Annotated in this window: 2 protein-coding genes; both read left to right on the forward strand. The window is 60.5% G+C overall.

Going from position 1 to position 843, the window contains the following annotated elements; genetic code table 11:
- Positions 1-59 precede the first annotated feature (59 nt).
- Entirely contained in the window at positions 60-338 is a 279-nt protein-coding gene (locus EOA29_RS38340) for a DUF982 domain-containing protein (protein ID WP_126093525.1), read from the forward strand.
- Positions 339-369: 31 nt separating this feature from the next.
- Entirely contained in the window at positions 370-609 is a 240-nt protein-coding gene (locus tag EOA29_RS38345) for a DUF2188 domain-containing protein (protein WP_126093524.1), read from the forward strand.
- The last annotated feature ends 234 nt before the right edge of the window (positions 610-843 follow it).

An 843-nucleotide genomic window follows, 5' to 3' on the forward strand; every position in this document is an offset into this window, starting at 1 on the left:
ATTGGGCGCAGGGGTTCCGTCACGATTGCAACCAAATTGGCCGCTTTGCGTTGGCGGCCATGACAGACAACAAGCCATTTGAAAAGCCGGTGGTGGTCGAACTCGGCCATGTCGGCAAATATCGCCAAATAAGCAGCACGCGCGAAGCCGCAGAGTGCCTGATGACGGTTTGGCCTCTCAATCGGGGCCAGCGGCATCGTGATGCGCTCGACACTTGCCTCAAGGCGCTGGAGGGTTATCGTTCGACGGCGGACGCACGCCGCGCATTGATCGAGGCGGCCGAGGAATCGGAAGTGCTGGTCCCCGAAGACAGGTTGCCTGACGAAAAGCTGCATTGAGCGAGCAAGGGTTTCTCGACCGGAGGATTCCATGGCGAAACTGACTTACAAGATCATCGAGCATGACGGCGGTTGGGCCTACAAGGTCGGCTCGACTTATTCAGAAACATTTCCCACCCACCAGGACGCGCTGCGCGCCGCCGAAATTGCTTCGGCCGAACAACAGGTCGCCGGCAATACGGACGGTATCCAGTATGAGGATTCCGAGGGTGTCTGGCATGACGAGCTGGCCGACGGTCGCGACCGGCCGCAAACCGAAGTCTCCGACTAGCTTTTACGCCCGCGCCGCGACCGACCATGCCCTTGCCTTCATGCCGGCCGCTGGCGGACGCGTCAGTTATTATTTGCCGCAGTACTGATCGTTGACGTTCTGCCCGGCATTGGCGTCGGGTCCGGGCGTATTCGAGGCGCATGGGCCGATGGGACCTGGATTGCCGAGGCTGTTTAGGCCGGTGGCTTCGCTGCTCGAAGAGATACTGCCGGTGGCGTAAGGATCGACCGGTAC

The organism is Mesorhizobium sp. M1E.F.Ca.ET.063.01.1.1 (assembly GCF_003998155.1).
Lineage (GTDB): Bacteria > Pseudomonadota > Alphaproteobacteria > Rhizobiales > Rhizobiaceae > Mesorhizobium.